This window comes from Streptomyces sp. NPDC001056, from assembly GCF_053598955.1.
In genome coordinates, this window is the sequence record NZ_JBSFLI010000002.1 from 303,401 (window position 1) to 328,448 (window position 25,048).

General features: G+C 73.8%; 17 protein-coding genes. 7 read left to right on the forward strand and 10 right to left on the reverse strand.

The window, feature by feature from the left end; translation table 11 throughout:
• Positions 1-17 precede the first annotated feature (17 nt).
• The 5 genes from ACWDD7_RS03955 to ACWDD7_RS03975 form a co-directional block, all read right to left on the reverse strand.
• Positions 18-5,054, reverse strand: coding sequence for an amino acid adenylation domain-containing protein (locus ACWDD7_RS03955; protein ID WP_450456179.1), 5,037 nt, complete (start codon positions 5,052-5,054; stop codon positions 18-20).
• A gap of 92 nt (positions 5,055-5,146) precedes the next feature.
• Positions 5,147-5,932 (reverse strand): ABC transporter permease, encoded by a 786-nt coding sequence (locus ACWDD7_RS03960; protein WP_351868771.1) that lies wholly within the window; start codon positions 5,930-5,932, stop codon positions 5,147-5,149.
• On the reverse strand, positions 5,919-6,707 hold the full coding sequence (locus tag ACWDD7_RS03965) for an ABC transporter permease (RefSeq protein ID WP_450456181.1): 789 nt from the start codon (positions 6,705-6,707) through the stop codon (positions 5,919-5,921). Before ACWDD7_RS03965 ends, ACWDD7_RS03960 begins: the two co-directional genes overlap by 14 nt.
• Positions 6,704-7,678 (reverse strand): ATP-binding cassette domain-containing protein, encoded by a 975-nt coding sequence (locus ACWDD7_RS03970; protein ID WP_450456182.1) that lies wholly within the window; start codon positions 7,676-7,678, stop codon positions 6,704-6,706. The genes ACWDD7_RS03965 and ACWDD7_RS03970 overlap by 4 nt, the downstream gene beginning before the upstream one ends.
• Positions 7,675-8,811: a GNAT family N-acetyltransferase gene (locus ACWDD7_RS03975; RefSeq protein WP_450456184.1), complete on the reverse strand. Its 1,137-nt coding sequence runs from the start codon at positions 8,809-8,811 to the stop codon at positions 7,675-7,677. Before ACWDD7_RS03975 ends, ACWDD7_RS03970 begins: the two co-directional genes overlap by 4 nt.
• A 406-nt stretch (positions 8,812-9,217) precedes the next feature.
• Between ACWDD7_RS03975 and ACWDD7_RS03980 the strand changes: the two genes are divergently transcribed.
• From ACWDD7_RS03980 to ACWDD7_RS04010, 7 genes are all read left to right on the forward strand, one after another.
• Positions 9,218-10,273 (forward strand): NAD(P)-dependent oxidoreductase, encoded by a 1,056-nt coding sequence (locus tag ACWDD7_RS03980; protein ID WP_450456186.1) that lies wholly within the window; start codon positions 9,218-9,220, stop codon positions 10,271-10,273.
• Positions 10,270-11,499, forward strand: coding sequence for an ATP-grasp domain-containing protein (locus ACWDD7_RS03985; RefSeq protein ID WP_450456187.1), 1,230 nt, complete (start codon positions 10,270-10,272; stop codon positions 11,497-11,499). Before ACWDD7_RS03980 ends, ACWDD7_RS03985 begins: the two co-directional genes overlap by 4 nt.
• Before the next feature lie 285 nt (positions 11,500-11,784).
• A complete protein-coding gene (locus tag ACWDD7_RS03990) occupies positions 11,785-13,212 on the forward strand; it encodes a 4-hydroxyphenylacetate 3-hydroxylase N-terminal domain-containing protein (protein ID WP_450456189.1) in 1,428 nt (475 codons plus the stop codon).
• Positions 13,213-13,272: 60 nt separating this feature from the next.
• Complete coding sequence (locus ACWDD7_RS03995) at positions 13,273-14,295, forward strand: methyltransferase domain-containing protein (RefSeq protein ID WP_450456190.1); 1,023 nt, start codon at positions 13,273-13,275, stop codon at positions 14,293-14,295.
• The gene (speB, locus tag ACWDD7_RS04000; protein WP_285552732.1) at positions 14,292-15,281 is read left to right on the forward strand and encodes an agmatinase; all 990 of its coding nucleotides are present in this window, start codon (positions 14,292-14,294) and stop codon (positions 15,279-15,281) included. The genes ACWDD7_RS03995 and speB overlap by 4 nt, the downstream gene beginning before the upstream one ends.
• Positions 15,281-16,444, forward strand: a complete 1,164-nt coding sequence (locus ACWDD7_RS04005; RefSeq protein WP_351868750.1) for an aminotransferase class I/II-fold pyridoxal phosphate-dependent enzyme — start codon at positions 15,281-15,283, stop codon at positions 16,442-16,444. Before speB ends, ACWDD7_RS04005 begins: the two co-directional genes overlap by 1 nt.
• A gap of 62 nt (positions 16,445-16,506) precedes the next feature.
• On the forward strand, positions 16,507-17,619 hold the full coding sequence (locus ACWDD7_RS04010; protein ID WP_450456193.1) for a GNAT family N-acetyltransferase: 1,113 nt from the start codon (positions 16,507-16,509) through the stop codon (positions 17,617-17,619).
• A gap of 50 nt (positions 17,620-17,669) precedes the next feature.
• On the opposite strand, the gene ACWDD7_RS04015 is transcribed toward ACWDD7_RS04010, so the two are convergent.
• The 5 genes from ACWDD7_RS04015 to asnB all read right to left on the reverse strand — a co-directional run bounded on the left by ACWDD7_RS04015 (position 17,670) and on the right by asnB (position 24,716).
• Positions 17,670-18,707 (reverse strand): C-terminal binding protein, encoded by a 1,038-nt coding sequence (locus ACWDD7_RS04015; RefSeq protein ID WP_450456195.1) that lies wholly within the window; start codon positions 18,705-18,707, stop codon positions 17,670-17,672.
• 35 nt (positions 18,708-18,742) lie between these two features.
• Positions 18,743-19,960, reverse strand: coding sequence for an iron-containing alcohol dehydrogenase (locus ACWDD7_RS04020; RefSeq protein WP_450456197.1), 1,218 nt, complete (start codon positions 19,958-19,960; stop codon positions 18,743-18,745).
• 49 nt (positions 19,961-20,009) lie between these two features.
• A complete protein-coding gene (locus ACWDD7_RS04025; protein WP_450456198.1) occupies positions 20,010-21,371 on the reverse strand; it encodes a hypothetical protein in 1,362 nt (453 codons plus the stop codon).
• A gap of 187 nt (positions 21,372-21,558) precedes the next feature.
• Complete coding sequence (locus tag ACWDD7_RS04030) at positions 21,559-22,554, reverse strand: diiron oxygenase (protein ID WP_450456200.1); 996 nt, start codon at positions 22,552-22,554, stop codon at positions 21,559-21,561.
• The gene (gene asnB / locus ACWDD7_RS04035; protein ID WP_450456202.1) at positions 22,554-24,716 is read right to left on the reverse strand and encodes an asparagine synthase (glutamine-hydrolyzing); all 2,163 of its coding nucleotides are present in this window, start codon (positions 24,714-24,716) and stop codon (positions 22,554-22,556) included. Before asnB ends, ACWDD7_RS04030 begins: the two co-directional genes overlap by 1 nt.
• Positions 24,717-25,048: the final 332 nt, after the last annotated feature.

Here is a 25,048-nt window from a genome sequence, read left to right on the forward strand (position 1 = left end):
AGGGGGGGACCGTGGGGTCAGCGCTTGTTCTGGCGCCCTCGGCGCAGAGCGGTGCGGACCGCGCGGCGGGCGTCGCGCTCGTCGGCCGCCGAGTGCGGCGTCGCTTCGCGGCGTGGCGCGGGGGCGGCCGGGGCGGCGGGGGCGCCCGTGCCGAGGTGGGTGGCGAGCGCGCGGGGCGTGGGGAAGCGGAAGACGTCCGCCAGGGTGAGCCCGAGCCCGTCCGCCGAGACCAGCCGGTGGTACAGCTGGAGCAGGTTCAGCGACACCATGCCCGCGTCGAAGTAGACGGTGTCGGGGGTGAGACGGGCACCGGGCGGGCACAGCTCCCGGGCGCGTTCGGTGATCAGCCGGGCGAGGTCGTCGGCGGCCGGGCGGCCGGTCGCACCGGTGGGGCGTTCGCCGCGCCCGTGACCCAGCTGCCTCAGCAGCGCCGGGATGTCGGCCTTGCCGTTGCGGTTCAGCGGCAGGTCCGGCACCCGGATCCAGTGCGCGGGCTGCTGCCAGCGGGGCAGGGTCCGGGCCAGTTCGGCGGCCAGTTCGTCGGTGCTGCCCAGACCGGTGCCGGCGACCCAGGCGAGCAGGCTGCCGGGGTGGTCCGGGTCGGTGGCCACGGCGCAGTTCTCCACGCCGCGCAGCCGGGACACGGCGGCTTCCACCGCGTCCAGTTCGACCCGGTAGCCGCCGAGGGAGACCTGCCGGTCGGCGCGGCCCACCAGGGTGACGGCACCGTGCCGGTCGCGGCGGGCCAGGTCCCCGGTCGGATAGCGGCGCACACCTGCGGTGAGGGCCGTACTCGCGTGCCGGCCGGGCGCGTTCAGGTATCCGGTGGACAATCCGCGTCCCACGACGGTGAGTTCGCCTGTCTCACCGGTGAGCGCCGGGCGCCCCGCCGCCGTGACGATCTCCAGGCGGCGGTACGGGGTGCCCCGCCCGATCGGCACGGTGGCGCGCGGCTCGTCCGGCCGGGTCCAGCGGTGCAGGCTGCTCGCCTGGGGGGTCTCGGTGGTGCCGTAGAGGTTGAACAGCGCGGCACCGGGAGCGAGCCGGGCGGTCTCCTCGGCGCGGGTGTCGTGCAAGGGCTCGCCGTGGAAGACCACGGCCCGCACCGAGGGCAGGACCCGGTCGGCGCGGACGGCGGCGAGGATGCCCGCCTGAGAGGGCGTGAGGTGCAGCACGGTCGCTTCGGACTCCGCCAGCAACTCCAGGTGCAGGTCGGGACGTTCGGCCTGACCGGGGCCGGGCAGACGGACCCGGGCGCCGAGGGTCAGCGGCAGCAGCAGGGTGCGCAGTACGGGGTCGTGGGCGGGCGGTGTGGTCAGGCAGAAGACGTCGTCGGCCCCCAGGCCCAGCTCGGCCGCGTACCAGTCCAGCGCCTCGGGCAGCGCGTCGGCGGGCAGCACCACGAGCGCCGGGCTCCCCGAGGTCCCGGAGGTGACGATGAGGTGACCGGGCGCGTCGGGGTCGAACTCCGGCTGTCCCGCGTCCGGTTCGACCGGTGCCGGGAGACCGTGCCGCTCCCTCGGCGCCGACCGCTCGACACTCTCGTACGGCACCCCCGGCACCGTCTCCGGACCGGTCCCCAGAACCAGCGCGACGTCGGCCGCGGCGAGCACCTCCCGGCGCCACGGCGCGGGGGCCTCGGCGTCCACGAGCAGCACCGGCCGCCCGGCGTACCAGGCGCCGAGCAGCGCCGCGGCGAGCCCCGCGGTACGGCGGGCCAGCACCGCGACGGTCCCACCCGGCTCGGTCCGCTCACGCACCAGGGAGCCGATCCGGCGTATCCAGTCGGCCAGTTCGCCGTACGTGACCGTGGCGTCGGTGCCGACCAGCGCGGGCCGCTCCGGTCCCCGCTCGGCCTGCGCCAGCACGGCACGGACCACGTCGGCACACGTGCGGCGCGGTCCGGTGGGCGCCGGGTCCGCCGGCTCCGGCGGGTCGCCGAGCACCGACGACAGGGCCTCCCGGCACGCCCGCAGGAAGTCCGCCGCCGTACCCGCGTCCCAGAAGTCCGCCGCGTGGACCAGCCGCAGCCGGTAGCCCCCGTCGGGCCGCCGGGACAGATAGAGCCCGAGGTCGAACAGGGACCAGCGGGCCTCGGGGTCCTCGGGAACGGCCTGGTGGCCGCCGAAGGAGCCGGGCGGAGCGGCCTGCGTCAGATCGTTGAACCACGCCTGGAACAACGGGTTCTCGTGCGGGGAGCGCTCGGCGCCGACCGCCGCCACGATCTCGTCGAACGTCACCGCCATGTGCTCCGCCGCCGTGAGCACCGCCTCCGCCACCGGCCCCAGCACCTCGCGCGTCCCGGCGCCCTCGGGCACGTCCACGCGCACGGGCACCGTACGCATGAAGAAGCCGACGGCCTCGTGCTGCTCCTCCGTCTCGCGCCCCGACATCGGCACGCCCACGAGCACACTGCGCCGCCCCGTCCAGGCGGTGAGGGCCCGCGCGTAGGCGCCGAGGGCGAGGCTGGCCACGGTGACCCGCTCGGCCCGGCAGACCTCGTCCAGCCGGCGGCTGGTCTCCACGTCGAGGTCGGCCAGCTCCTGCGCACCACGGTGGTCCGGCAGCCCGGCGCGCGGCCGGGCGTGCGGCAGCCCCAGCCGCTGGGGCACGCCGTCCAGCCAGGTACGCCAGAACTCCAGGTCGCGGTCGCGCCGTTCGGCCTCCGCGTCCTCGGGCGCCGACGCCAGCGCCTCGCCGAACCCCACGGGGTCCGGCAGCCGCGCGGCACTCCCCGCCGACCGCGCCGCGTACAGCTCGGCCAGGTCGTGCTGGAGCAGGTCCAGGGAGCGCTGGTCGCAGACCAGGTGGTCGACGCTGAGCACCACCCGCGACTCGGTGCCCGCGCCGTCCCGCAGCAGGCCCACCGCGAGCCGGGGGAGCCGGTCGGGCGGGAAGGGCACGTCGGCGACCCCGGCGACGAAGTCCCGTACCGCCTCGTCGGTGACCACCGCGAGCGTGCGCTCGGTGAACAGACCGGGCCCGCTCGGGGGCAGGACGCGTCGCCGCGGCCCCCCGGAGGACTCCAGGACCGTGCGCAACGACTCATGGCGGGCGATCAGGTCACCGCACGCGGCACGCAGGGTGTCCGGGTCCAGCGCGCCGCGCACCCGCAGCACGCCCACCACGTTGTACGCGGGGCAGTCGGGAAACACCTGCTGCCACAGCCACAGCCGCCGCTGCTCGGGGGAGGCCGGGCCGTCGCCGCCCGGTCGGCGGGGAAGGGCGCGCTCGCGCACGGTCCCGGGCAGCCGGTCGCGCAGTTCGGCGAGCGAGACGTTGTCCCGCAGGAACACCGACAGCGGCAGCCGGACGCCCCACCGGCCGAGGACCCGCCCGGCGAGCCGGGCCGCGGCCAGGCTGTGCCCGCCCGCGTCGAGGAAGCCGCGGTGCTCGTCCTCGGGGACGTGACCGACGGCCTCCGCCCAGCAGGCGGCCAGCTCGTCGGCGGCCCGACGGGCCGGGACGGAGGCGGCCAGCCGCTCCTCGGCCAGGGCCCGCAGCGCCTTGGCGTCCTGCTTGCCGCTGCCGGTCAGCGGAACCGACTCGACGGCGGTGAACAGCGCCGGCACGAACGCCTCGGGCAGCGCGGCGGCCACCCGGTCCCGCAGCCCGCGCCACAGCGAGTCGTCGGCCCCGGCCCCCGGCACCGGCACGACGAAGGCGCACACGGTCGGCGTGCCGTCCGGGCCGGGCGCGGCCACCACCGCGGCGTCGCGCACCGGATCAAGCTCGCGGAGCACGTCCTCGGTCTCCCGCAGCTCCACCCGCTGGCCGCGGATCTTCACCTGGTGGTCCATCCGGCCCAGGTACTCCAGGGCGTCCCCGCGCCGGCGCACCAGGTCGCCGGTCAGATAGAGCCGGGGCACCGGGCACCAGCCGGGCGCCGCCACGAACACCGCCTCGGTGAGGTCGGGCCGGTTCAGATAGCCGAGGGCCAACGGCACGCCGCCGATGGCGAGTTGACCGGACTCACCCTCCGGTACCGGCCGCAGCTCCTCGTCCAGGACCACCAGCGTGCAGTTGTCGATCGGGCCGCCGATCAGCACGGTGTCCGGGTCCCGCGGGCACTCCCACGCCGTGACGTCGATGGCCGCCTCGGTCGGGCCGTACAGGTTGTGCAGCTCCGCGCCGAGGACGGACCGGAACCGCCGTACGAGACCCGGCGTCAGCGCCTCCCCGCTGCACACGACCGCGCGCAGCGAGACGCAGCGGTCCGCGCCCGGCCAGCGCAGGAACTCCGCGAGCATCGACGGCACGAAGTGGCAGACGGTCACGGCGTGCCGGGTCACCCAGTCCACGACCTCGCCCGGATCGCGGTGCGCGCCCGGAGGCATGAGCACCTCCGTCGCGCCGGACACCAGCGGGCCGAGCAGCTCCCAGCCGGAGACGTCGAAGGTGGCGGGCGTCTTCTGGAGGACGCGGTCCTCGGGGCCGAAGCCGTACCGCTCGCACATCCACAGCAGCCGGTTGCACAGGGCCTGCGAGGGCACGACGACGCCCTTGGGCTCCCCGGTGGAGCCGGAGGTGAACAGGACGTAGGCCGGGTGGTCGCCGGCGACCTCCCTGAGGGGTCCCCACTCCGCGGTGGTCGCCCCGCCCCCCGTGTCGAGGCGCAGCACCCGCGGGGCACCCTCCTCGTGGCCGTCCAGGCTGTCCGCCGTCTCCCCGGTGACCAGCGCGAGGGCCGCCCCCGAGCGGCGCAGGATGCCGAGCCGCCGCTCCCGTGGATCCTCCGGAGCCAGCGGCAGATAGGGCAGACCGGCCTTCAAGGCGCCGAGCAGCGCGAACACCAGGGCGCGCCCGCGCGGCACACAGACGGCCACGACGTCCCCCGGGCGGCCACCGGCCCCGACGAGGAGGCGGGCGACGGCGTCGGAGGCGGTCTCCAGTTCGGCGTACGTGACCGTCCCCGCGTCGTCGACGAGCGCCACGGCGTCCGGCGCGGCGGCGGAGACGGCCCGGACGAGTCCGGGGACGCCGGACGGCGCCGGGTGGTCCCGGTCCGGGCCTCGCAGGATTGCACCGCTGGCATCGGCCGTCGAGCCGTCCATGCGCATTCCCTTCCGGTGCGATGAGGTGGGAGAAGGAGAGGGGGCGAAGTAGCTCGCGGGAGTCGGGGTCTCGGCTCGGGGGAGTGGGGTGGTCAGCCGGCGTCCGTGGCGAGGCGGCGCGCCCGGCGGTCGTTGCGGTGCAGCAGCATCAGTCCGGCGGCCAGCCAGGCGGCGCCGACGAGCGCCTCCAGGGCCGCCTGCGCCGCCCAGGGCCGGCCGTCGGCCAGGGCGCGCAGCGACTCGGCGCCATGGGTGAGGGGCAGCAGCTGTGACACCCAGCGCACGGGCGCGACCAGCCGGTCGGTCGGCGCGATGATGCCGCACAGCACGAGCAGCGCGTACACCGCGAGGTTGGTCAGGACGGGGGAGGCCGGGTGCAGGGCGGCGAGCGCGGCGACGGCGAGGCCGAAGGCGGTGGCGCTGAGCGCGGTGAGTACGAACAGGCCGGAGCCCTGGAGCAGCGCGCCCATCAGCCGCCACTCCTGGAAGAAGGCGCACACGCCGACCACCGCGACCAGCGCCGAGGCCACCGCCTCCACGACGTAGATCCAGCACCGGGTCAGATGGACGAGGGGCAGCCCGGGGCGGCTGACGCGGACCCGGTACAGGGTGCCCGCGGCGCCGTCCTCGGTCATGCTGTCGGCCGCCTTGACGACCGCGGCGAGCGACAGGACGTGCACACAGGCCCCGACGATCGCGAACCGCCGCCCCGGCAGGCCGCCCGCGAGATAGCCGAGGTAGGCGAGGAACAGGGGTTGCAGCACGGACCGGGGCACGGTGGAGCCGATGAGGGTCTTCACCCCGTAGACGGCCAGGTAGTCGCGGCGGGCCGCCCCGGCGACGACCGTCAGCCCGCGCAGGCGTTCAGGCGAGCGCAAGGGTGCCTCGCTCCCTCGCCCGGTGCAGCACCGTGCGGAACGCCCAGCGGGCCAGCAGCGCGTAGCCGCCCGTGGTGGCGCACAGGCAGACCCACGCGGTGACGCTCTGCGCGCGGCCCTCCGCGGCGGCGGTGAGCAGTTCGGTGGCCCAGCGCAGCGAGATCACATCGGGTACGTGCCGCAGCCAGCCGGGCAGCAGCCGGATCGGTACGATCATGCCGCCGAGCAGCGACATGGGGTAGACCAGCGCCTCCGCGATGCGCATGGCGGCGGGCGTCAGCAGGAACAGGCAGCTGAGCAGCGCGCCCAGCACCAGGGCCGAGCCGAAGGTGGCGAGGGCGGCCAGGGCGAAGATGCCCGGGTGGGCGATGCGCAGCGGCTCGCCGGTGAGCAGGCCGACGCAGCCGATGGTGACGGCGATCAGCAGGGCGCAGCGCAGGGCCGTGCCGAGCGTCTTGCCGAACAGCACGGTGCCGAGGCCGGTCTGCCGGGTGAGGATGCCCGGCAGGGTGCCCTGCGCCAGCTCCTCGCGCAGGATCAGACCGGTCTGCCAGATCGCACAGCTCCACAACGCCAGGACTCCGCAGCCCAGTTGGATCTGGCGCGCGGTCAGCATGGAGTGGGGGCCGCGGGCGAGCAGCGTGGCCAGGCACAGCGCCGCCGGCACCACACAGCCGGGGATCACGGCGCTGAGGACGTGCTGCTGGCGGAGCTGGAAGACCATGGTGTGCCGCAGCACGGACAGCTGGGCGCGCGGCCCGGGTCCCGGGGTCATCCGTCCTCCCCGGTGCGCAGGCCCGCCAGCCGGCTGAACACCTGCTCCAGGCCGACGGGTTGCACACGGACGTCCCTGATCAGGCCGGTCGGCCACAGCCTCGACAGCTCGCGCAGGGAGTCCGCGGTCCACGCGGCGACCTCGAACTCGGTGCGCCACAGCGCCTCTTCGGGGGCGCGCTCGCTGGACAGGGTCCGGATGCCCCGGCCGCCGTCCGCCTCGGCGTCCACCGGGCAGGGCGCGTCCGACAGGACGACGACGGTCGTCGCGGCGCCGCTCTGCTCCAGCAGCTCGGTGAGCGGCAGGTCGAGGCTGACGGTGCCGCCGCGCAGGATCACCACCCGGGACGCCAGCCGTTCGATGTCCTGGAGGTTGTGGCTGGTGAGCAGGACGCCGACGCCCTCCTCGGGCAGCTTCGCCACGACGGTGCGCAGCCGTTCCGTCTCCAGCGGGTCCAGGCCCACGGTGGGTTCGTCCAGCATCATCAGCGCCGGGCGGGCCATCAGGCCGACCGCGAGGTGCAGTCGCTGCTTCATGCCCTTGCTGAAGGTGCCGACCGAGCGGTCCGCCACGTCGAGCAGTCCCACCGAGGCGAGCGCGTCGCGCGCCGTGCGGGAGAGGGACCTGGTCGGCAGGCCCGACAGGGAGCCGAACAGCATGGCGTTGTCGAGGGCGGACAGCCGCGGGTAGAGCCCGCGGTCGCCGCCGAAGACCACCGACAGGCGGGTGCGGGCCGATCTCGGGTCGGCCGCCACGTCGACGCCGTCGACCAGGACCCGGCCCCGGGTCGCGGTCAGCAGGGTGGCGATGATGCGCAACAGCGTCGTCTTCCCGGCGCCGTTGACGCCCAGCAGGCCGACGATCTCGCCGCGGCCGACCGTGAAGGACACCTCCGACAGGGCGGTGACGACCTTCTTCCGGTCGACGTAGTCACGGCCCACGCCGTCCACGACCAGGGCGGGCGGCGTCACCGCGTCCCCTCCCGCGCGCCCGGCGTGCCGGCCTCGGGCGCCCCCCACGGCGCGGCCCAGGGCTGCTGCCACTCGTCCTCCGGCAGCGCCCGCCGCCCGAACCTGTCCAGCCACTCGGAGGTGTCCGCCAGGGGTCTTCCGGGCAGGGGCGACGACGGCACCGGCAGCGCGACCGACCACAGCGGGCTGAGCCGGGCGCCGCGCGCCAGCTTCGCCTGGTACGTCTCCATTCCGAGGTGGAGCACGCGCAGACCCTGCCGGTGCATGTATTCGATGGGCAGGTAGTAACAGAGCGCGTAGTATTCGTAGGCTTTTCCGGTCTCCGCGTAGTCGAACCCCACCGCGCGCGCGTACAGCGTCTCGCCGAATTCATACATCAGCGAGAAGCCGACGAGTCTTCCGGAGCGGCGGGCGGTAAAGACTCTGGAATACTTTCCGAGCGCTTCGACCTGTCCGGCGAGATAATCCAGCATTCCCTCGTCATGTGCCTCGTGGCCGTATTTCCGCTGGATCTGTCCCAGGAGCGGCGCGGCCTCCGCGTAGCAGTCCGCCAGTTTTTCGAGGCCCAGTTCGTACCCGGCCGCGTGGAACGTGGAGAACTCGTGACGGATCGCGATCCTCCGTTTGCTGCCGAGCCGCTGGAGGTATTCCTCGAAGGGTGCGCCGCCGGTGACCACCGCCGCGTCGGCGCCGTCCAGGGCGACCGCCGCGCCGCGCTCCCACAGCAGCCGGGCGGTGCGGCTGGTGGCGAAGGGGAACAGCAGGCCGCGCTGACCGCGGTCCTCGGCCCGCGCCAGTGCCGCCGCGAGGAGCGCGTCCAGCTCGGGGCCCGGGTCCGGGGCGGCGGGCAGTTCGTACCGGTACCCGCGCCGGGCGCCGGCGAGGGCCCAACTTCCGTCCAGGCCAAGCAGGTCGAGATGGCGCCGGTGCGCGTAGTAGGGGTTGTGCTCGACCTCCACGTCGTACACCGGGAGGGCGCAGGCGAGCCGGTCGGGGGCGTGGGCGAGGAGATACTCGACGCCTGCTCCGGGCTCCCGCTCGGCCGAGCCCAGCCACGCGTGCGACGCGTACAGCCCCCCGGGCGCGGCGAGGGTGTCCCACTCGGCCGCCGCGATCTCCGTCAGGGACGGCACGGCACGCACCTCGACCGTGACCGACAAGGTGCACCCCCTTCCGCTCGACATGGTTCATTGCGAGGAACCCATCAGAGATTTCACCTCGGTGGAGGGAAACCCAGCGCAGAGGAAAGGAGCACCGTCCCCCGACAGAACTTCATATTAGCCAGGCGCCGACGATGCACCGCAGTGACGCAGGTCACACGACCCCGGTATGTACCAATGGCCCGAAACGTCATCAGGGGCCTGCGGCAACCAATGCGCAGTTCCCTGTGAATCGCCGTCGGGGTAATTGCTTGCCTCGGTCGAACGGGGATGCTTAACTCCGAAGAGATAACGGCCGAAGCTCGTGCGTCTTGACAGGTCCATAGGCTTAGGGGGAATCATCGACGGCGACTGCACGTCTGCAAGCACCGTCGGGCCGGTGGTGCACACGGCTCTCACCGAGGAACTCCTACGGCTTTCCCTTCCGCGGCTCCGATCGGCATTCGGCCCCTCGGTCGAGCTCCGCCCCTGGCAGGAGGCCCCGGAGCACGGCGGGATCCTGCTGATGGCCCCGCACGAACTGTCCGCCGCCCGGCGCGCCTCGGTCCTCCGGTCCGCCCGGTGGTCCTGGGTCCATCTCACCTCCGCCGGCGCCGACTTCATCGACCTCGCCGACTGGCCCGCCGACACCCTGCTCACCCGCAGCTGGCGCTGCTACGCCGCGCCGCTCGCCGAGTACGCCCTGCACGCCGTCCTCACCCATGAATGGCGGCGCGGGGCACCCTGGCAGGAGCGGGACACCCGCTCGGCACCGGCCCAGGACGCCCCGCCGGTCCCGGCCGGGGCCAGCACCGGAGGCGGGGTCGGGCTGTGGGGCGCCGAGGTCACCGTCGCCGGATGGGGGGCCGTGGGGCAGCGCCTCGCCGCGGTCCTCGACTCGCTCGGCGCGTCCGTGACCGTACTGCGGCGCAGCCCCGAGCCGGGCGCCCGCTTCCGGCAGACCTCCGACCTGGGCCGGGCCCTGGACGCCGACCACCTCGTGGTGGCGCTGCCCCTGACCGCCGGCACCCGGCACCTGTTCGACCGGGCCGCGCTGGGCCGTGCCCGTCCGGGCCTGCACCTCGTCAACGTCTCCCGCGCGGCCATCGTCGACCAGGAGGCGCTCACCGAACTCTGCGCAAAGGGAAGGCTGTTCGCCACCCTGGACGTCACCGATCCGGAACCGCTGCCGAGCGGCCATCCGCTGCGGCGGCTGCCCACGGTACGGCTCTCGCCGCACGTGGCGTGGCGCAGCCGCGACAGCGACGTGGCGTTCGCCGACGACTTCGCGGCCATCCGGGAGGCGCTGGCCGATCCGGACGCCCCCGTCCCCGGCGTCGTACCGCCGACGCGCCACACACGTGCCCGCGCCGCCGTGCGCGGCACCGGGCCGCTCAGGACCGCCGCCCGCACTCCCACCACCCGCAACGGCGCCGACACGACAGGCCGATCATGACCAGTTCCCCCACCCACCGTCCGACGGAAGCGGTCACCCCGCGCCCCCTGGCGGTGCTCCTGCACTCGCGACAGCCCCTCACCACCGACCCGGCGGCCACCTTCGACCCGGCGCGCTGGGAGACCGTCGTCCTCACCGACGCCGAGGCCGACGCCGTGCTGCGCGAGGACGCGCCGGGCGGGACCCCGGCGGTCCACCGCGCGCCGCGCGCCAGATGGGCCACGGAGATCCGGCGGCTCGCCGGGGACCGGCCGGTGCAGATCGTCACCAACGACGAGTACTGCCTCATCTCCTGCGCCGAGCTGCGCGCCGGGTTCGGCCTGCCCGCCCGGCATCCGGCCCACCCCGCGCACTACATCGACAAGGTGCTGATGAAGGAGCGCCTCGCCGCGGCCGGCGTGCGGGTGCCGCGCTTCCTCGCCCTCACCGACGGGGTGCCGGACCCGGGGACCGGCGTGCCGCTCGTCACCGGGACCATCGGCCTGCCCGCCGTCGCCAAGCCCCGGCGGGAGGCCAACTCCCGCGGCGTCGCCGTCCTGTGCACGGAACCGGAGCTGCGGGACTGGCTCGCCGGGCACCAGGGCGAGGAGGGGTGGCAGATCGAGGAGTTCCTCGACGGCACCTTCCACCACGTCAACAGCCTGGTCCGCGACGGCGTGGTCACCCCGGTCCAGACCGGCACGTACCTCGGCCCGCTGCTCGACCTGCCCGACGGGCGCCGGCTCGGCGGCTGGACCGTTCCGTCCGGCAGCGAACTCGCGTGCCGCGCACACGAGTTGAACGACGCGGTGGTCGCCGCCCTCGGCGCCGAGGGGTCCTTCGTCGTCCACACCGAGTTCGCCGTCAACCGCGAGGACGAGCTGGTCGTCGTGGAGGTCGCCGGCCGCGCCCCCGGCGCCCTGGTCTCCGAACTGGCCCGGCTGCACGCCGGGTTGAACCTGGAGGAGGCCAACCTCGCCCTTCAGGCCGATCTGCCCGTCCCGCAGCCGCGCCCCACGGGCACGCAGGCCGCCTGGGTGTGGATCCCCGTCATGCCGGGCGAGCGCCACCGGTACACCCCCGAGACGACGAGCAAGCGCCTCGTGCACGTCCGCCGGGCCGCGCAGCACACCCACACCGGCACCTCGGGCGCGCTCGGTGTCTCGGTGCTGCTGTGGCACACCGACCCGGACGTCCTGGCGGCCGACGTGCGGACGGCGGCCACCGAGGCATGGTGCGGCGCGTGACCGTGCCCGGCGTACGGCTGCCCCGCGCCGGGTGACGTGGGGCGCCCGGTCCGCGCCGCGTGACGTACGGCGTCCGGCCCGGACGCCCCCGACCCGGGGCGTCCGCCCCAGGACGCCCTGCCTCGCGGCGCTTCACCTCGGGCGCCCGCCCTACGACGCCCCCTACGACGCCCCCTGCGACGCCCCCTACGACGCCCCCTGCGACGCCCGCCCTACCGAGCCTGCCCCGGGGCGCCCGCGCGCCCCGCCCCTCCCCGTCCACCCTCCCGGACCCTGGAGAAACGTATGGCCACCAGCACCGCACCGCCGAACGGAAGCCGGACCGGCAAGTCGTACCTGGTCGGTCTCGCCGACGGCCGGCGGGTGTATCTCGCGGGCCGACCGGTCGCCGACCTGGCCCACGACCCGAGGACCGAGGGCATGGCCGCCTTCCTCGCGGACCTGCTCGACGAGCACCGACCGGACGGCGAGCTGACCGGCAAGGACGGGCACCCCCTCGCCTACTCCCTGGCCCACTCGGCCGAGGAGGTGCGCGAGCGCGGCCGGGCCTTCGCGCGGATCGCCCGGCTCAGCGGTGGGCTGATGGGCCGCAGCCCCGACTTCGTCGCCACCGTCCTCACCGCCTGGGCCGGCGCCGCCGACCACTTCGGCCCCTACGCCGACAACGTCCGCGCCTACTGGCAGCACGCGCGCGCCGCCAACCTCCTGCTCACCCATGCCATCAGCGACCCGCCCGCCGACCGCCACCTCGGCCCGCGACCCGACGGCGAGGTGCAGGCGCTGCGCGCGATACGCACCACCGACGAGGGCGTGGTCGTCCGCGGCGCCAAGATGCTCGCGACGCTGTCCCCGTTCGCCGACGACCTGGTGATCTACCCCTTCCGCCCGCTCGGCGAGTCCGAGACCGACCAGGCGCTGTGCTTCGCCGTCCCGGTGGCCACGCCCGGACTCACCCTGTACTCCCGCCCCTCGTACGCCTCCGCCCCCGCCGGGGACGGGCCGCTCGCGGGCCGCTTCGACGAACTGGACGCGATCTGCCACTTCGACGACGTGCTCGTCCCCTGGGACCGCGTCTTCATCCACGGCGACGTGGACAGGGCCAACAACCTGCGCCCCGGCACCGGCATGACCTCCTACGCCTGGCACCAGTCCGCCGTCCGCGCCTGGGTGAAGGCGGAGACCGTGTACGACCTGGCCGCCCGCTGCGCGCGGGCCGCCGGCCGCGACCGGCAGCCGCTCGTGCGCCAGCAGCTGGGCGAACTCGCGGGCATCGTCGAGACGTTGCGCGGCCTCGTCGTCTCCGCCGAGACCGGCACCCGGCCCGACGAATTCGGCCAGTACGTCTGCGAGTCCGTGCCCCTCGCCGCGTCCGGGATGCTCAACGCCCGGCTCTACCCCCGCGCCGTCGAGCTGCTCCAGGCGATCGCCAGCAGCGGCCTGGTGATGCACCCCGTCACCGCCGACGAGGACCCCGAGTCGGCCGGCCACGCCTTCATGCAGACCTATTTCGCCGGAGACGGCGTCGACGGCCTGGCGCACGGCCGGCTGCTGCGTGCCGCCGCCGACCTCACCATGAACCGCTTCGGCACCCGCCAGGTCCTCTACGAGCGGCTCTTCCTCGGCCCGCCCGAGGCGTTCCAGGCCAAGTTCCACGACCTGTTCGCAGCCGGCCGGCCCGTCGCCAGCCCCGTGCTGGACGGCCTCGACGGCTGATCTCCGGCGCCGGGCAGCCGGCGCCGTTCCGCGTACGCACCGACACCGATTGGATTCCCCATGCCCATTCGCGAGTCCCACCTCGTACGTGCCCTTGAGCCGTTCAGGGGCTACGTCCTCAGCACCATGATCTTCACCCTCCAGCAGTCCGGCCTCCAGGACGCGTTCGAGGCGGGCACCACCGTCGACGCCCTGGTCACCGCCAAGAAGCTCGACCGGGCGCGGCTGACCGCGATGGCCGACTACTGGGTCGCCGCGGGTCTGCTCGACCGCTCCGCGGACGGCGTGCTCACCCTCACCGACCTCGCCCGCGCCTACGAGGAGGCGCGCCCCTGGTACGAGATGATGGTCGGCGGCTACGGCCAGACCTTCCTGGCGCTCGGCGACCACCTGGCCGAGGGCACCGGACCGGCCCCGCGGCGCGGCGGCTACGTCGGCAGCGGCAGCTGCGGCATCAGCATGCACGACTCGCTGCCGCTGCTGCGCAAGCTGCTCGCCGAGGACGGCCGCGACTACCGGCGCCTGGTGGACCTCGGCTGCGGCAGCGGCGTCTACCTGACCGAACTGTGCGCGGACTACCCGGAGATGACGGCCGTCGGCATCGAACCCGACGCCGACGGCGCGGCCGCCGCCCGCACCTGGGTGGCGGGCCAGCCCACCGCGGACCGCGTGACGATCGAGCAGGTCGACGCGGTGCAGTGGATCGAGAACACCAAGGACAAGCCCGACCTCGCCGTCTACGCCTTCGTGATCCACGAGGTGCTGGGCCAGGAGGGCGAGGAGGGCGTGCGCCGCATGCTCACCAAGCTCTTCGCCGAGTCGCCCGACCTGACCCTGGCCGTCATCGACATCGACCTGAAGTCCTCCGACCGCAAGGCGATGTCGCAGCCGCTGGCGCAGGCGTACTACAACGCCTATCTGCTGATGCACCCCTTCACCAGCCAGCGCCTGGAGACCAGGCAGTGGTGGGAGAAGCTGTTCACCGAGTGCGGGCTGCGCGTCGACGCCTACGACACCACCGACCCCGCCATGGACTCCACCGGCTTCTGTGTGGGCTGGCTGCTGCGGAAGGCCGACGCGTGAGCGAGCACTACCGCCCGCGGGACAGCATGACCAAACCGCGTATCGCGTCCGGCCCGCGCACCTTCATGCGGCTGCCCTGGGTGGACGACCCCCTGACCGCCGAGGGCCGAGTCGACGTGGCGGTCGTCGGCGTGCCCACCGACTCGGCGGTCTCCTACCGCTCCGGGGCCCGCTTCGGCCCCGAGGCGATCCGCGCGGCCAGCATCCTGCTGCGCGACCACAACCCGGCCACGGGCGTGGACATCACCCGGGCCCTGTCGATGGTCGACGCGGGCGACGCGCCCGTCGTCCCCGGCTACCACGAGCTGACCCTGGAACGCCTTGAGGAGTTCCTCGCCCCGCTGTACGAGCGGGGCATCGTGCCGCTGCTGCTCGGCGGCGACCACAGCCTGGTCATGGCGGAGATGCGCGCCATGGCCCGCCACCTCGGGCCGGTGAGCGTCATCCACTTCGACGCGCACGGGGACGTCCTCGACGACTACTACGGCGTCAAGCACTTCCACGGCACGATGTTCCGCCGCGGCGTGGAGGAGGGGGTGGTCGATCCCCACACCAGCATCCAGGTCGGCATGCGCGGCTCCGTGCACCCCGACGACGTCGACTCGGGCAAGGCGCTCGGCTACGAGGTCATCGGCTGGGACGAGCTGGTGGACCTCACGCCCGAGGAGTTCGGGCGCAGGGTCCGCGAACGGGTCGGCGACCGCCCCGTCATGCTGTCCTTCGACATCGACTTCATCGACCCGGCGTACGCCCCGGGCACCGGCACGCCCGAGGTGGGCGGGCCGACCTCCTATCAAACCCTGCGCTACCTGCGGGCCTTGGGCCCGCTGAACTACCGGGGCCTGGACATCGTCGAGGTCGCGCCGCCGTACGACCACGCGGACATCACCAGCCACGCCGCGTCCGTGGTCGCATTCGAACTGCTGGGACAGGTCGCGCTGCGCTCCGGGCGGACGCGGGCGGCCGAGACGGGGGAGGAACACTGATGGCCACAACGACCGGCGTCACCGCACGGACGCAGGCCGGCGCCGAGCCGGACCGGCGGAACCTGACCTCCATGGAGACCGACGCGCTGATCGGCGGCCTCAACGTGTCCGACGGGCACCCGCGGATGCCGCTGACCGCCTCGCAGCGCGCCATCGTGGACAGCCTGCCCGTCCTCTTCGACGAGGCCGAGAAGCGCGTCTTCGAGGAGATCGAGGCCGAGGCCCAGCGGGCGTTCCTGCACGGCATCGGCCAGCGCCAGGCGCCCGTCGGCACCGGCCGGCTGGTGAGCTGCTACTCCTCGTCCGTCGCGATGGACATCACGGCCCGCGCCCTCGCGCACCGCACCGGGACCATCGCCCTGGTGCACCCGACCTTCGACAACATCCCGGACCTCCTCAAGGGCCGCGGCCTTTCGCTGTTTCCCCTGACCGAGGCCGAGTTCGAGGGTGGCGAGCCCGAACTCCCGGACGAGGTGGGCGCGGTGTTCGTCACCACGCCCAACAACCCGACGGGCTGGGTGCTCGCCGAGGACGGACTGCGCCGCCTCGCCGCCTTCTGCGCCCGCACCGGCCGCGTGCTGGCGATGGACACGTGCTTCCGCGCGCAGGACAAGAGGGCGCAGTACGACACCTACGCGATCCTGAACGAGTCGGGCGCGCAGTGGGTCGTCATCGAGGACACCGGCAAGCTGTGGCCCACCCTGGAGCTGAAGGCGGGCTTCCTGGCCTGGGGCGAGCACACCGACCTGCCGCTGCTGGAGTACTTCAGCGACGTCCTGCTGTCCGTGTCCCCGCTCGTGCTGCTGATGCTCACCCGGTTCGCCCAGGACGCCGAGCGCGGCGGCTACGCCGAACTCCACGACCTGGTCGCCCGCAACCGCCGCGCCCTGGCCGAGGTCCTCGACGGCGGCCCGGTGACCCTCACCGACCCCGACGCCCGGATCAGCGTGGCCCGGGTGACGCTGCCCGACGACGGCCCGGACGCCGTCGCGCTCTACGACGAGCTGGTGCGGCGGGGCACCCACGTCCTGCCCTGCGGCCCCTTCCACTGGGACCGGCCCGAGGACGGCGTGCGCCAGGTCCGGCTGGCGCTGGCCCGCTCCGGCGAGGACGTGGTCCGCGCCGCGCGCATGCTGGTGGACACGGTGCGCGCGCACCGGTGACGCGCCGCCGCGGCCCCTGTTCCCTCTGATCGACCCCCTGCACAGCTGAGGCGGATGACACGATGCACCCCACCGGTCTGCGACTGGAAACCGCGACCACCCTGGACAAGGTGGCTGCCGAGGACTGGGACGCCCTCGCCGAACCCGAGGGCTTCTACCTGTCCCACGGCTGGCTGCGCGCGGTGGAACGCGAGAGCGGGGCGCCGGTGACGTACCTCCTCGCGTACGCGGGCGACCGGCTGGTCGGCGGGCTGCCGCTGTACGAGATCGAGCGGGAGCACAACAAGTTCTACGCCCGCCGGCCCCGCCTGGACCAGATGGGCGCGGGCGGGGAGTGGGGGGTCGCGGGCTCGCACCGCGGGTACAGCTGCGGGATACCGAGGGCGGCGGAGTACGACGACGCCGTCCTCGACCTGCTGCTGGAAGCCCGCGGGAAGCTCAGCCCCCCGTCCCGGACGGGCTCGTTGTTCCTGTTCGCCACGAACCGCACGGCGGCGGCCCTGCACCGGCGCGGGGCCGCCGTCGACTTCGACTGCGGCGACGCCACCCTGCACACCGGGGGGCTGGACTTCGCCGGCTACTGCGCCACTCTGGTCAGCCGCCGCCGGATCAGACTCAAGGGCGAGTACGCCCGCTTCCTCGCCGCCGGGTACGAGCTGGGCCGGCAGCGGCTCGGCGAGTGCCTGGACGAGGCCGTGCCGCTGCTGGCCAACCTCCAGGCCAAGTACGGCCATTCGACCACCGTCGAGGAGATCCACCGCACCTTCGCCGACCAGGCGGCCTGTCTGGACGACCGGTCCGTGGTGTTCACCGCCCGCCGCGACGGCCGCCTGGTCGGTGTCGCCGTGATGTACGAGTGGCGCGGCACCCTCTACGCCCGCGCGGCCGGCTTCGACTACGGGGCGCTGCGGGACGCCTACGAGTACTACGGCCTGTGCTACTACCTGCCCATCGACTACATGAGCGAACGCGGCCTGACCGCCCTCCACTTGGGCATCGGCGCCTACTCCGCGAAGGTCAAGCGCGGCGCGCGCCTGGTCCCGCTGTGGACCGTCGCCCTCGCCGACGACCCGGCCGACACCCCCCGCCCGGCCCCCGTCGACCTCACCCCGTGGCGCACGGAGCACGGCACCGCCGTCGACCCCGTTGACTGGCGGCATCCGTGGACGGCGTGAACCGGCCCTCGTGCCGGGCCCGTTGACCGGGTCCCGGCACGACACCGCGGTCAGCGCGCCGACTCGGGCGCCGTCACCCTTCCGACCAGCCCGTGCGTGCGTCCCTCCAGAGCGGCGCCCACCAGTTCGGCGACGCGGCGCCGGCTGCTGGCCTCGGCCTCCTCGGACAGGAACGCCCGGTGGCTCGTGACGACCACCGAGGGGTGCGCGAGGACCGGGTGCCAGCGGGGGTCCTGGTGCGGGTTCTCGGGTGAGAAGACGTCGAGCCCGGCCCCGGCGATCCAGCCCTCCGCCAGCGCCCGGTGCAGGCCCTCCGGGTCCACCAGCCGGCCCCGGGCGGCGTTGACCAGGAAGGCTCCGGGCCTCATCCCGCGCAGCGCCGCCTCGCCCATGAGCCCGTCGGTCTCCGGGGTCAGCGGGCAGTGCAGGGTCACCAGGTCGGACTGGGCCAGCAGCTCCTCCAGGGTGTCGACGGCGAGCGCGCCGTAGCCCTCGGCGAGGTCGCGGCCCACGTACGGGTCGTACACCAGGACCTGCCCGTAGAAGGCGCCGAGCCGCCGCGCGACGGCCCGGCCGATGCGGCCGAAGCCGACGATGCCGAGGGTGCGGCGGTTGGTGCGGTGCGGGGTGCCGCCGGCGTAGATGTCGAACGTCCCGCCCACCAGCGTCCGGTGCTGCGGCATCAGCTGCCGTTCCAGGGCGAGGGCCAGTGCGGCCGTGTGGGTCGAGACCTCGTCCACGCAGTAGTCGGGCACGTTGTAGGCGGGCAGCCCGCGGTCCGCGAGCAGGGCGGCGTTGAGGTTGTCGACGCCCACGCCCTGCCGGACCACCACCCGCAGCCCCTTCCCCGCGGCGTCGAGCAACTCCTCGGTGACCTGGGTGCGGTAGACCACGAGGACGTCGATCCCGGCGGCCCGCTCCAGCATCTCGGGGCTGGTGGTCAGGTACCTCGTGCCGTCATGGGGGCCGAACACCAGCTCCACGTCGGAGCCGAGGACGTCGCGCTCCACCGTGGCCAGCGCGGGGTCGGGGCGTCCGTCCTCGACCAGCCACGGCGGGTCGGTGTAGAGCACGCGGGGTCGGGTCACAGCGGTTCCTCCTTGGCGGCGGAAACGGGTCGGGTTCAGACGAGGAAACGAAGGATGTCGTCCTCGGTGAGGACGCACGGGTTGTTCCATGCCCGGTTGGAGGCGAGCGCGGCGGTCAGCGGCTGCCGCCAGCCGTGCGCCGGGAGGGCCAGCTCCCGCAGCCCGACCGGCTGCCCCGCGGCGGACAGCAGCCGCCGCACCAGGGGCTCCACGCTTGCGCCGGTGGTCTCCTCGGCGAGGCGCTGCACCATCTCCACCCGCCGCCGCACCCCGGCGGCGCCCTCCGGATGCCGGCATTCGTCCTCGCTCAGGGCGGCGTGCCGGGCCATCAGCCAGTCCAGGTGCAGCGCGACGGCGGTGCCGTGGGCGAGGCCGAGGCGCGCGGTCAGCTCGTACGACAGCGCGTGGGCCGCGGTCGTACGGGTGGCGTCGATGGCGGCGCCGGCCAGCGAGGCCCCGTGGGCCAGCTGGGCCCGCACGCCCGGGTCCGCGAAGGAGCCCGTGCCGGCGGCGCGGGCGAGCGGTGGCAGCAGCCGTTCCAGGGCGGCGAGGGCCAGCGCCCGGGACCCGCCGTCCGCCGAGACCGACCAGTACGACTCGACGGCCTGCGCCAGCGCGTCCAGGCCGCTGGCCACGAAGTCGCGCGGGGGGAGCGAGGAGGTGAGCCGGGGGTCGACGAGGACGAGGTCCGCGCGGGCCTGGGCGAGGTCGAGGGAGTGCTTGCGGCCCTCGACGTACACGGTGGCGAACCGGGTCATCTCGCTGCCGGAACCGGCGGTGGTGGGCAGCAGCACGAGCGCGGCCGAGCGCCGCCGGGTCACCAGGCGCGGGTCGCGCAGACAGTCCAGCGGGTCGGCGGACTGGGCGCCGAGCACCGCGACCGCCTTGGCCACGTCCAGGCTGCTGCCCCCGCCGACGCCCACCACCACGTCCGGACGGAAACCGCGGGCCAGCGCCACGCCGTCCCGCACCTGCGCGATCCTCGGGTTCGGCCTGACGCCGTCGAAGTGCGCGACCCGGTAGCGGCCCGCCCATCCCTCGACCGACTCCCCGGCACCGGACCGCCGGTAGGACGTACGGCCGTGCACGAACAGCACCCGGCGGCCGCCGAGCGCCTCGATCACCGCGCCCAGCCGGTCGGCCGCGCCCTCGCCCAGATACGCGGCGGGATGGCCGGGCAGCCGCTGGAGACCCGTGCACACCGCGTCCGGGAGCGCGGGGCGCTCATGGAGGACGAGCAGCGACTCGCTCATCGGTACGTCCCCCGGCCCCCGGCGAGCCGGTGCCCGCGCCGGACGGCGGTCAGCTGTACCACAGCCGGTCCTCGGCCACGTACCGGTCGACGCCGCCGGGCGCCATCGTGCCGACGGCGTACCGCACTTCGGGGGTGACCGAACCGGAGATCCGCAGCAGCAGGACGCGGGGCCGGCCGCCTTCCCCGGTCGCCGCGAACGTGATCGGCACCTGGGGGCGCACGTACGCCGAGTCACCCGGCGCGAGCCTCTCCTCGACCTGCCGGCCCGCGAACTCCCAGCGTATGGAGACAGGTTCGTCGCCGAGGACGTACAGGTACTGGTGCTGGTACGTGGTCAGCGGAGCCGACCGCCCGGCGGCGGAGGCCAGGACGTCGACCTGGAGTGCCGAGGTGTGCGGGTGGAGCGGGTCACCGGCGAGCCGGGTGATCCGGTAGGCCGGCGCGTCCTCCTCGGGCCACACCCAGCTGCGGGCGTCCCGGGCGTGCTGGAGGGAGATCCCGTCGGCCGTCTCGGTGCGTGGTGGCAGGAGGTCCCGTACCGAGACGCCCAACGCGTGGGCCAGCAGGTCGAGTTCCTCCACGTCGGGGTGCGTGGCGCCCTCGGCGAGTTCCTCGGTGCGCTCGGGTGACAGGCCCGTGCGGTCGGCCAGCTCGGCCACCGTGACCGCGCCCGCGTCCATGAAGGACCGGATCATCGCGCCCGGCCGTCGCGTGTCCTCGTCCAGCGGGATCGCCAGCGCCCGCGTCGTGGCGTTGCCCAGGACGGCCAGCTCGCGCTGCGCGTCGCCGAGCAGGGAGCCGCCGTAGGTCAGGGCGAGGATGCAGGCCGGCTCGGTGGCGGACCGCGAGGTGAAGGAGTGCGGGGCGAAGGGCAGGCCCCAGACGGAGTCGCCGGTGTCCATGGGGACGCAGTGCGAGACGCCGTTCCAGCGGTAGTAGTAGTTGACCGGGCCGATGAAGTACGTGAACTGGTAGAGGAGATGGCCGCGATTCCACTGGACAAGCGGGTTGTCCGGCTCGTCGTCCTCGACCACCCGCAGCATCCGGATCCACTCGGGGCGGTAGGACGCGATCCGGGACATCGCGGTGTCCCGGTACTCGTAGTACGGCTCCCCGCCCCGGCTGAGCACCCGCCCGCCGGCCCGGGACTCCTCGTGCCGCATGACGCGCACCCCGGCCGGACAGTCGTCGCGGCCGGGCAGCAGATCCCGCTCGTCGAGCGGCCAGACCTCGGCCGCGCGGCGCATCAACTCCCAGGTCACCGGCCGGGTCCCGGCGCAGTATTCCGCGAACGTCCCCTTGTCCAGACCGAGTTCGCGCTCGGCGTTCTCGTCGTCGCGTTTGAGGTCGTTGGCGGCGGCACGCAGCAGTGCTCCGGCGCGCCGCGTGAAGTCGTCCTCTGCTCGCACGAGGTGTCCCCTGTCCCTCTGTGGTCGTCGAAGAGCGCCCTGGACGCGTCCATCACGAGGAATCCATCGTTCAGACGCCGGTTGAAGCAGCACAGGGGCCGTCAAATGACCAGCATGTGATCACGCCAGAACGCAAACTGTCAAGATCGAAAACGTCGCCCGGGACGGCCGCGAATTCATCGAACTGTCAATCCAGGCAGAGGAGTCCGGCCGTTTCGAAGGAATCCCGGGTGGCCGGATCGTCGAGCGCCCCCGCCTCGGTGAAATAGCGGACGAGCGAACGCGCGGCCCCGGCCATGTCCCGTACCACCCGCTCCTCGGGCCAGGATTCCGCGACGACCTGCTCGACGTCCCGCTCCGGCAGTCCCAGCGTCCGCAGATCCCCGGCCGCCCGCGCGCGGTCGGGCGCGAGGAACGCGTGGATCGCCGCCGGGACGTGCGGTCCCACGGCCCCGCGCTCGCCCGGCGTCAGGGCGGCCCACAGATGGCGGAGCACGGCACGGAAGTAGACGTGGTGGCGCCCCTCGTCCTCGGCGTGGTCCCGCACATGCTCCCGCAGGGAGCCGGGCAGCCGTTCGTCCCGGGGGATCTGCGCGAGGATCCCGGAGATCAGGGTCTCGCTCACGATCGCGAAGACGAGCGCCTCGACGCCCCTGATCCCGGCGGGCAGCCGGTCCCGGACGGCGTCCAGCCGCTGCGCGAACGCGGGCGGGCCGCCGCCGTCCGGCCGCTCGGCGGGCACCCCGGTCGCCCGCGCCACCTGCTGCGCGAAGTCGTACGAGCCCTGCGCGTGCCACGCCTCGTCCGTCATGATCTTGAACGCGTCCGCCCGCATGCCCTCCGGCAGGTCCAGCCCCGAGCGGCCCCCGCTGATCGCGGTCACCACCGGGATGACCGCGAGCGATTCGAGCTGGGTGGTGAAGTCCAGGTAGTCGTGGAGCCGGCGCAGCAGCAGCCACTCCACCTGCTCCGGACCGCCGGCCGTGACCAGGGGGTGCGTCGCGACCGGGTACAGCTCGGGCGGGAAGCAGAGCGATCCGGGTCCGGCGAACGACCTGTGGGGCCGGTTGCGCACCCCGGCGAGACGGTCCCAGCGGCCGAAGCTGCTGGTGTAGCCGTCGCCGCGCGCCCGCCCCGCGTCCCGTGCCGCGAGGAGCGGCTCGGTCGCCCGCTCCCGGTACATCAGCCGGCCCAGGCCAGGAATCCGAGCTCCAGCAGATCGCCCACGTCGGTGCGTGCCTCCCCTTCCCCTTCCTCCCCCAGGGGCGCCAGCAGGTCGGCCAGCGGGCTCTTGCCGTCCACCGCCCGCAGCACCTCCAGGGTCGGCGAGCCCGCCTGGAGCACGAACTCGATCTCGCCGTCCTTGATCAGGTACCAGTCGGAACCCGCCGGATCGGTGAGCAGCAGCACGTTCTCCGCGAACGCGGGCACCCCCTCGCCGGGCAGCTCGGGAAGGTCGGTCACGGCGTCGGACACCGGGGCGCCGCCGGTGATCTCCCGGAGCACCGGACCCGCCGACGTGTCCTCCAGACGCGGCGCGTCCACGGCCAGCTCCGCGAGCAGACCCATGTTCAGGACACGCATCAGCATCTCCACGGACGGCGAGTCGGTCCTGCCCTCGCCGATCCCGGCGAGGTGGGCGCGCACCCGGTCCCCGTCGATGAAGTCCGCGGCGCCGGGCGCCGCGAGCGCCCGCTCCACGAGGGCGCCGGAGTCCGCGCGCATCAGCCGGACCAGCATGCGGTACGAGTGGTACGTCCCGTCGCCGTAGAAGAAGGGGACCTTGGGCCGCTCGGCGATCCGCTCCGGCAGCCGGTGCCCGACCGCCTGCCTGAGTATCCGCTTGTTCCACAGGAGTTCGGGCCGCAGCCGCTCCGGTATCCGCGCGCACAGCTCGACCAGGCGGTGGTCCAGGAAGGGCACCCGGGCCTCGACCCCGCTGCCGGCCGCCGTACGGTCCTCGTGCCACACGTTGTACTGCTGGATCTGCCGGTACTCGGAGTCGAGATACGCGCGGTAGATCCGGTCGCCGTCCGGCTCCAGCCCGTCGACGGCCTTCTCGGAGACGAAGTACGGCTCCTGCGCCCACCAGTGCCGCGCGGCCGGGCGGCGCGCGAGGCGGGTGTCGCGGTCGAGGAGGGAGAGGACGCCCATGAAGGACGGCCAGTCCTGCGCGCCCATGTCCCGCGCGTAGCCCCCGTTGAACTCGTCGCTGGCCGCGCCGAGGAGCATGCCCCGCAGTCCGGGCCTGGCCTCGCGGGCGAAGCGGTGCAGTTCGTGCTTGTAGTACACCTCGGGACCGCACATCGGGGTCTCGGTGAGCCACAACAGCCGCAGCCACTCGTCCGGGGTCGGCACATGATCCGGCGGGAAGAGCACCTGGTGGTTCGGCACCCCCAGCTCGCGCGCGATCCAGGCCGCGTGCTCCGCGTCCCCGTTGTCGAAGGTGCCGCCGGTGAGCGCCGTGAAGGTGTGCATGCCCGCGCGCTTGTCCCCGGCCAGCGCGAGCACGGCGGAGGAGTCGATGCCGCCGGAGAGGAACAGTCCCAGCTCGGTGTCGGCCGTGACGCACTCCTGGACGGACTGCTCCAGGAGTTCGCCGTACCGCCCGATGAACTCCTCGGCGTCCGCGCCCTCGTCGGCGTCGCTCGGCAGCTCCCAGTAACGGTGCCGCGTGGTACGGCCGTCGGCCAGGTCGATGCGCTCGATGGTGGCCGCCGGGACCAGTTCGACGCCCTCGAACCAGGTGCACACGGGTGCGTGGTTGAAGGTGCCGGCGGAGGCCAGCAGGGGAGTGGCGAGGGCCCCTTCCCAGTCGAAGCGCCGGGGTGTGGCGGGATCGGCGAACAGGCCCTTGATCTCCGAGGAGAGGACGATGCGCGCGTCGTCGCGGTGGTAGTAGAGGGGCTTGATGCCGAAGCGGTCCCGGGCGAGCACCAGTTGGTTCCTGGCCCGGTCCCACAGGATGAGGGCGAACATGCCCCGCACGTCACGCAGGAAGTCGAGTCCGTGCTCGCGGTACAGGTGGAGCAGGACCTCGCAGTCCGAGCCGGTCTTCATCCGTACGTCACCGGGCAGCGAGGCGGCCAGTTCCCGGTGGTTGTAGACCTCGCCGTTGGCCACGAGCACGAGCGAGCCGTCGTCGCTGACCAGCGGCTGGCTGCCGTCCTCCGGGTTGACCAGGGCCAGCCGGGTGAAGACCAGTCCCACCGAGTCGTCGCGGAGGATCTCCCGCTCGTCGGGTCCCCGGTGGTCGAGGATGTCGGCCAGTCGATCGAGCACGGCGTCCGTCCCGGCGCCGAGCGTCCGGCTGCCCAGACGGGCAATTCCCGCTATTCCACACATGTCTTGTTCCTCGGGCCACCGCCCGGCGCCATGCACGGTCCGGGCGAGGGTGAGGGCCCCGACCCGCGAAGCCCTCACCCGCTCGTCTTGACGTCAGGCGAGAACCATCAGAGAGGTGCCCTGGCTGACGGTCTTCGTCGTCGGCTTGGTGTACTTCTGCATTCTGGCCCACCTCCCTCCAGCAACTCGGCGCGTCCACCGGAGAAATCAGCGGGAGGAGGCGGCCCGTTTCAGGCCACTCCAGCCCGGCTGGCGATCACAGTAACCGAGTACGGTCGGGCGGCCTACGGATTCGGTTCTCGCCGAACACCGCACCGTGCCGGGGCGCCGAC